Annotated in this window: 5 protein-coding genes; 2 read left to right on the forward strand and 3 right to left on the reverse strand. The window is 69.6% G+C overall.

The window, feature by feature from the left end; genetic code table 11:
* Positions 1–165: 165 nt before the first annotated feature.
* Both DBV10_RS08510 and DBV10_RS08515 read left to right on the forward strand, forming a co-directional pair.
* Positions 166–3,318 (forward strand): efflux RND transporter permease subunit, encoded by a 3,153-nt coding sequence (locus DBV10_RS08510; protein WP_124512565.1) that lies wholly within the window; start codon positions 166–168, stop codon positions 3,316–3,318.
* Positions 3,315–4,772: an efflux transporter outer membrane subunit gene (locus DBV10_RS08515; RefSeq protein ID WP_199740070.1), complete on the forward strand. Its 1,458-nt coding sequence runs from the start codon at positions 3,315–3,317 to the stop codon at positions 4,770–4,772. The genes DBV10_RS08510 and DBV10_RS08515 overlap by 4 nt, the downstream gene beginning before the upstream one ends.
* Before the next feature lie 13 nt (positions 4,773–4,785).
* Here the strand turns inward: DBV10_RS08515 and DBV10_RS08520 are convergent, their stop codons facing one another.
* Genes DBV10_RS08520 through DBV10_RS08530 form a run of 3 tightly spaced genes read right to left on the reverse strand, consistent with a single transcriptional unit; the run spans position 4,786 to position 7,054 of the window.
* A complete protein-coding gene (locus DBV10_RS08520; RefSeq protein WP_124512567.1) occupies positions 4,786–5,673 on the reverse strand; it encodes a LytTR family DNA-binding domain-containing protein in 888 nt (295 codons plus the stop codon).
* Entirely contained in the window at positions 5,670–6,761 is a 1,092-nt protein-coding gene (locus DBV10_RS08525) for a sensor histidine kinase (RefSeq protein WP_124512569.1), read from the reverse strand. Before DBV10_RS08525 ends, DBV10_RS08520 begins: the two co-directional genes overlap by 4 nt.
* Positions 6,758–7,054: a 2TM domain-containing protein gene (locus tag DBV10_RS08530; protein WP_124512571.1), complete on the reverse strand. Its 297-nt coding sequence runs from the start codon at positions 7,052–7,054 to the stop codon at positions 6,758–6,760. Before DBV10_RS08530 ends, DBV10_RS08525 begins: the two co-directional genes overlap by 4 nt.
* Positions 7,055–7,134: the final 80 nt, after the last annotated feature.

Below are 7,134 nucleotides of genomic sequence, written 5' to 3' on the forward strand. Positions count from 1 at the left end.
GGTGACTTTCTTTCGGCGACGCGAAAGAAAGTTACTGCGCCGCCGGGCGCACACCCCGGCCTCCACCTCATGCACAAGCATGCTGAATGCTTCCAAAAAGATAGCTGCTAAGGCAATAATAACGCGCGCAAACGCCCAAAAAATCCGAGAAGAAGAGGCCCGCCCATGAGCCTCTCCACCCCTTTCATCCACCGCCCCATCGGCACCATGCTCCTCACCCTGGGCCTGGCCCTGGCCGGCGCGGTGTCGTACTTCCTGCTGCCCGTGGCCCCGCTGCCGCAGGTGGACTACCCCACCATCTCGGTCAGCGCCAGCCTGCCCGGCGCCAGCCCCGACACCATGGCCGCCACGGTGGCCACGCCGCTGGAGCGGTCGTTGGGCGCCATCGCAGGCGTCACCGAGATCACCTCGCGCTCCATCCTGGGCAGCACCTCCATCACGCTGCAGTTCGACCTGGACCGCAACGTGGACAGCGCCGCGCGCGATGTGCAGGCGGCCATCAACGCCGCGCGCACGCTGCTGCCCACCGGCATGCCCAGCAACCCGACCTACCGCAAGGTCAACCCGGCCGACTCGCCCATCATGATCCTGGCGCTCACGTCGGACCTGCTCACACGCGGGCAGATGTACGACGCGGCCTCCACGGTGCTGGCGCAAAAGCTCTCGCAGGTCGAAGGCGTGGGCCAGGCCACGGTGAGCGGTGGCGCGCTGCCCGCCGTGCGCGTGGAGCTGGACCCGGTGCGCCTGGCGTCCAATGGCATTTCGCTGGAGCAGGTGCGCAGCGCCATCGTCACCACCAACGCCAACCGGCCGCTGGGCGCCGTGGAGCGCGAAGACCACTACTGGCAGGTGGCCACCAACGACCAGGCGCGCGTGGCGGCCGACTACGCGCCGCTGGTGCTGCGCTGGAAGAACGGCCAGGCCGTGCGCCTGCAGGACGTGGCCGAGGTGGTGGATTCGGTGCAGGACGTGCGCAACTTCGGCGTGGCCAATGGCAAGCCGGCCATCCTGCTGCAGGTGTACAAGCAGCCGGGCGCCAACATCCTCGAAGCCGTAGAGCGGGTGCGCGCACTGCTGCCCGCGCTCAAGGCGTCCATTCCGGCGGCTATCGATGTCGAGATCGTCTCCGACCGCACGCCCACGCTGCGCGCCTCGGTCAAGGAGGTGGAGCGCGCGCTGTTCATTGCCGTGGTGCTGGTGGTGCTGGTGGTGTTCCTGTTTCTGCGCAACGGGCGCGCCACGCTCATCCCCAGCGTGGCGGTGCCGGTGTCGCTGGCGGGCACCTTGGGCGTGATGTACCTGGCGGGCTACACGCTCGACAACCTTTCGCTCATGGCACTCACGGTGGCCACGGGCTTTGTGGTGGACGATGCCATCGTGGTGCTGGAGAACATCATGCGCCACATGGAGCGCGGCAAGACCGCGTTGCAGGCCTCGCTCGACGGGGCGCGCGAGATCGGCTTCACCGTGGTGTCGATGAGCCTCTCGCTGATCGCCGTGTTCGTCCCCATTTTGTTCATGGGCGGCATCGTGGGGCGGTTCTTCCGCGAATTCGCCATCGTCATGTCCTCGGCCATCCTGGTGTCGATGGTGGTGTCTCTCACCACCACGCCCATGATGTGTGCCGCGCTGCTCAGGCCCCAGCACCTCACCCCCATGCGGCGCAGCGGCTGGCGGGGCGCGGTGGGCCGGTGGCTGGACCGTGCCCAGGCGCGCGGCATGCGCCTGTACCGCCGCAGCCTGGCCTGGTGCCTGCGCCACCAGCCGGTGGCCCTGCTGGTGCTGGCGGGGGTGGTGGGGTTCAACGTGTATCTCTACACCGCCATCGACAAGGGCTTCATGCCGGAGCAGGACACGGGCCGCATCTCGGGCTTCATCCGGGCCGACCAGGCCACGTCCTACCAGGCCATGGAGCAGCGGCTGCAGCGTTTTCTGGCCATCGTGCAGGCCGACCCGGCCGTGGAGCATGTGACCGGCTTCACGGGCGGCTGGCAGCGCAATGCCGCGCAGATGTTCATGACGCTCAAGCGCGGGCCGGGGCAGGAAAGCTCGGACGCGGTCATCGCGCGGCTGCGCGAGCAGCTCAAGAACGAGCCGGGCGCGCGCTTATTTCTGGTGCCCCAGCGCGACATCCGCATCGGCGGGCGGCAGAGCAGCGCCTCGTTCGACTACACGCTGCAGGCCGATGACATTGGCGAGCTGCGCACCTGGGAGCCGCGCATCCGCCAGGTGCTGAGCCAGCTGCCCGAGCTGGAGGACGTGAACAGCGATGTGCAGGACTACGGCCTGCAGACCACGCTGGTCATCGACCGCGACGCCGTGGCGCGCCTCTCCCTGACCATGGCGCAGATCGACGCCACGCTGAACGACGCCTTTGGCCAGCGCCAGGTGGGCGTGATCTACAACCCGCTCAACCAGTACCGTGTGGTGATGGAGGCCGAGCCACGCTTTTTGCAAAGCCCCGAGACGCTGCGTGGCTTCTTCTTCGTCAACAGCCTGGGCCAGCAGATCCCGCTCACCGCCTTTGCGCGCATCACCACCACCAACACGCCGCTGTCGGTCAACCACGACCGGGGCACGCCCGCCAGCAGCATCAGCTTCAGCTTGGCGCCAGGCGTGTCGCTGTCGCAGGCGTCGGACGCGGTACGCAACGCGGTGGCCGAGCTGGGCGTGCCGGTGTCGGTGCGGGGCTCGTTCAGCGGCACGGCGGGCGCGTTCCAGGACGCGCTGGCGGGCCAGCCGCTGCTGATCCTGGCGGCCATGGTCACCATCTACCTGGTGCTGGGCATGCTGTACGAGAGCCTGGTGCACCCCGTCACCATTTTGTCCACGCTGCCCTCGGCAGGCGTGGGCGCGCTCATGGCGCTGATGCTGTTCAAGACCGAGTTTTCGCTCATCGCGCTCATCGGCGTGATCCTGCTGATCGGTATCGTCAAGAAGAACGCGATCATGATGATCGACTTCGCGCTCACGCGGCAGCGCCAGCAGGGCGGGGCGCACGTGACGGCCGCGCAGGCCATCTACCGCGCCTGCCACCTGCGCCTGCGCCCCATCCTCATGACCACGGTGGCGGCCATCTTTGGCGCGCTGCCGCTGGCCCTGGGACGGGGCGATGGGGCCGAGCTGCGCCAGCCGCTGGGCATTGCCATCGTGGGGGGGCTGCTGGTGAGCCAGCTGCTCACGCTCTACACCACGCCGGTGATGTATGTGGCGCTGGACCGCTTGCGCGCACGGGTGCAGCGCGCCGTGGGCCGCCGCCGCGCGCGGACGCATGGCACACCCGGCGCTTCAGCCGCATTGCAAGGAAACGACGGATGACCTCTCTCCCCCTTTCACGCCGTGGCGCGGCCTGGCCTGCCTTGGTGGCGGGTGGCCTGTGGCTCGCAGGCTGCGCGCAAACCCCGCCGTACGAACGGCCCGCCATGGACATCCCGGCCGCCTACAAGGAGCAGGCCGCCGCCCAGGCCCAGGGCCTGTGGCAGCCCGCGCAGCCGCAGGCCGCGAACGCGGTGCCCGAAGCCTGGTGGCAGGCCTATGGCGATGCCGTGCTGGACCGCCTGCAGCAGCAGGCCGAGGCGAACAGCCCCACACTGGCCCAGAGCGCCGCGCGCCTGCGCGCTGCCCAGGCAGCGGTGGCCAGCAGCAGCGCGGCGGCCTTGCCCACCGTGGGTGCCAATGCCAGCAGCAGCCGCGCGCGCAGTGGTGCGCAACTGGCCGATGGCAGCAGCACGGCACGCATCAGCACCAGCCATTCGCTGGGCCTCACCGCCAGTTGGGAGCTGGACCTGTGGGGCCGTGTATCCGCCGGGGTGAGCGCCGCGCAGGCCAACGCCCAGGCCAGTGCCGACGACCTGGCCGCCGCCCGCCTGTCATTGCAGGCCACGGTGGCGCAGACCTATTTTTCGCTGCGTGCGGCCGAGGCCCAGGCCACTGTGCTGGCCGAGACCCTGAAGGCCTACGACAAAAGCTGGGAGCTGACGCGCAACCGCCAGGCGGCGGGCGTGGCCTCCAGCGCCGATGTGGCGCAGGCCGAGGTGCAGTACAAGTCCACCCAGGTGCAGCTGCTGGAGTCACAAACCACCCGCAGCCAGCTGGAGCACGCGCTGGCCGCCCTGCTGGGCCAGGCGCCCGCCGCTTTTGCGCTGGAGGCCACGGCCGCGTTGCCCACGCCGGCCGCCGTGCCGCAGGCCTTGCCTTCCGACCTGCTGCAGCGCCGCCCCGACATCGCCGCCGCCGAGCGCCGCGTGGCGGCCGCCAACGCGCAGATCGGCGTGGCCCGTGCTGCGTACTTCCCGGCGCTGACTTTGTCGGCGGCGGGGGGCTACCGGGGCTCGCCGCTGGCCGACCTGTTCAGCGCGCCCAACCTGTTCTGGTCGCTGGGGCCGGCGCTGGCGGTGTCCCTTTTTGATGGTGGTGCGCGCAGTGCGGCGGTGGAATCGGCCCGCGCCAGCCACGAACAGGTCACGGCCGCCTACCGCCAGACCGTGCTGACGGCGCTGCAGGAGGTGGAGGACAACCTGACGGCCGCCGCCGCATTGGCGCAAGAGGAACAGCTGCAGCGCGAGGCCACGGCCGCCGCGCAGCGCGCGCTGGATGTGGTGGAGAACCAGTACCGCGCGGGCACCGTGGGCTACCTCAATGTGCTGGCAGCCCAGACCACGGTGCTGTCGGCCCGGCGCAGCCTGATCGATGTGAAGAGCCGCCGCCTGGCGGCCGTGAATGCACTGCTCAAGAACGTGGCCGGGCGCTGGGAGGCGCTGCCGCCTGCGTGAACTGCAGCTGCGGCTACATCGCCTTGAACAGGTGCGCATAGAGCCGGCTCACCGGCAGCCGCTCGGGCCGCCCGCGCAGGCCGATGTGCTGCTTGCCCGCCTCGTCGCGCGTGACGGTGGCAATGGCCGTGGCGCGCACCAGGGTGCTGCGGTGCACCTGCCAGAACTCCTGTGGATCGATTTGCTCGATCAACTCCTTGAGTGCGGTGCGGATCAGGTATTCGCGCTCGGCCGTGAGCACGCGAACGTACTTGTCGGCGGCTTCGAAATAGACCACCTCGGCCAGCGGCACCATGTGGATCTGTGTGCCGTGGCTGGCCTGGATCACGCTGAGCCGGGCAAGAGGCTGCTGCGGTGTGGCAGGCGTTGCTGCTGGCAGGTGTGGCGGCGCGGCTGCCTGGCCCCCGCCGCCCAGGCCGGGCGCCTGCAGCAGCGCGCGCAACTGGGCCATGGTGGCTTCCAGCGCGGGGGCGGCGATGGCAGCCGCCGGGGCTGGGTTTGGCTGGCGCTGCGCGAGCAGGTCCTGCACCTTGGCCACGGTGCGGGCCAGTCGGCGGGCTTCGATGGGCTTGAGCAGGTAGTCCACCGCCTGGGCATCGAAGGCCTGCACGGCGTACTGGTCGTAGGCCGTGGCAAACACCAGGGCCGGGAAGGGCACATCGGCGGGCCAGGCATCGGCCAGTTCCACGGCGGCATCCAGCCCGCTCTGGCCGGGCATGCGGATGTCGAAGAACAGCACGTCGGGTTGCAGCGCCAGCGCCTGCTGCACGGCCGAGAGCCCGTCGCCCACGGTGGCCACGATCTCCAGCGCGGGCCAGGCGCGCGCCAGCTCCTGGCGCAGGGCGGCGGCCAGCAGGGGTTCGTCTTCGGCAATCAGTGCGCGCGCGGTGGGCGGGTTCATGGGGTGGTCCGGGGATTGAAGGGGAAAGTGACGGTGGCGCTTGTCCCACCTGCGCTGGCAGCTATCAATTCAAGAGTGCCCGCCGTGCCGTGCAGCGTGGCCAGCCGCTCGCGCGCCTGGGCCAGGCCAAAGCTCTGCCCGGGGCCGGGCGGGGGCAGGTGCTCGGGCAGGCCCACCCCGGTGTCGATCACTTCCAGCACCAGCAGAGGGCCGCCGTTGCTGCCCGGCCGGGTGCCGGCACGCACGGTGATGTGGCCGCCCTCCACCTGGGGCTCCAGCCCGTGGCGGATGGCGTTTTCGACCAGGGGCTGCAGCAGCAGCGGGGGCACGGGCACGGGGCGCAGGGCGTCGGGCAGGTCCAGCGTGTAGGCCAGGCGCGGGCCCATGCGCACGGCCATCAGCTCCAGGTAGTCGGCGAGGCGCTCGAACTCGTTCTCCAGCGGGTGCTGGGTGCTGCGCGATGCGCTGAGCGTGGCGCGCAGGTAGGCGATCATGCGGTCCAGCATCTCCTGCGCGCGGGCGGGGTCGGTGCCGATCAGCACCCGCAGGTTGGCCAGGGTATTGAACAGCATGTGCGGCTCCAGCTGCGTCTCCAGCAGCTTCAGGCGTGCCTCGGTGGCATGCATGCGCGCCTCGGCCATCTTGCCTTCCAGATAGGCTGATTTGTTGATGGCGTAAAAGTAGAACGCGCCCACCAGCCCGGCAATGGCCGTGATGAGGATGGAGGTGCGCTGGTCAGCGCCTGAGACCAGGGCGCCCGCCGGGTAGAAGTGAAAGTAGTGGACGCACAGCGTATCGGCCAGCAGGGTGCCTGCCACATAGCCAACCACGATGCCTGCAATCACCAATGCAATGCCTTGCCATCCCTGCGGCCAGCCGGTTTCTGCGGCGGAGGGCACCAGTTCGCGCCCCAGGTCGATGATGGCCCAGGTAAAGGTGCCGATCAGCACCGAATACACCACCGGAGGCCCGTAGGGCTTGTCGGGCATGAAGGCGTACTGGAGGGTTGCCACTGCCAGCGTGAAGGCCACCACCTGCAGGTAGTGCCGCAGCTTGCTGACCCCGTTGAAATCGCGGCGCAGCGTCATGGCCGGTTCTGGCGCCGCTGCAGGGCCTCGCGCTCGCGCTGCACCATGCGCTCGCGCAGGCCGCTGCCTGTGCCCAGCAGAAATACCGAGATGCCATGCAACGCCAGCCCCACGCCCCAGCCCAGCAGGGGGTACACCGACCAGGGGCGGCTGCCAAACGCATAGCGCGACAGGGCGAAGATCACGGCGTTGACCAGCACAAACATCACGGCATGCAGGTACCAGCCCAGCTTGGCGTTGGCGCGGCGGCGGGCCAGCGCGTCCAGTTCTTCGGGGCTCAGGGAGGAGGGCATGGCGGTGGCAGCAGGGGTGGAGTGGGCGGGAGGGGGACGCGGCGGGGCTGTCCGGATTCTAGGGCGCACCTTGCGGTGTG

The organism is Acidovorax sp. FJL06 (assembly GCF_003852545.1).
GTDB lineage: Bacteria > Pseudomonadota > Gammaproteobacteria > Burkholderiales > Burkholderiaceae_C > Acidovorax.

What these genes read in the sequence shown, in the direction of transcription:
- DBV10_RS08525 (WP_124512569.1), bottom strand. Translation starts at nt 6,761, where the DNA reads ATGACGCTGCGCCGCGATTTCAACGGGGTCAGCAAGCTGCGGCACTAC.
- DBV10_RS08515 (WP_199740070.1), top strand. Translation starts at nt 3,315, where the DNA reads ATGACCTCTCTCCCCCTTTCACGCCGTGGCGCGGCCTGGCCTGCCTTG.
- DBV10_RS08530 (WP_124512571.1), bottom strand. Translation starts at nt 7,054, where the DNA reads ATGCCCTCCTCCCTGAGCCCCGAAGAACTGGACGCGCTGGCCCGCCGC.
- DBV10_RS08520 (WP_124512567.1), bottom strand. Translation starts at nt 5,673, where the DNA reads ATGAACCCGCCCACCGCGCGCGCACTGATTGCCGAAGACGAACCCCTG.
- DBV10_RS08510 (WP_124512565.1), top strand. Translation starts at nt 166, where the DNA reads ATGAGCCTCTCCACCCCTTTCATCCACCGCCCCATCGGCACCATGCTC.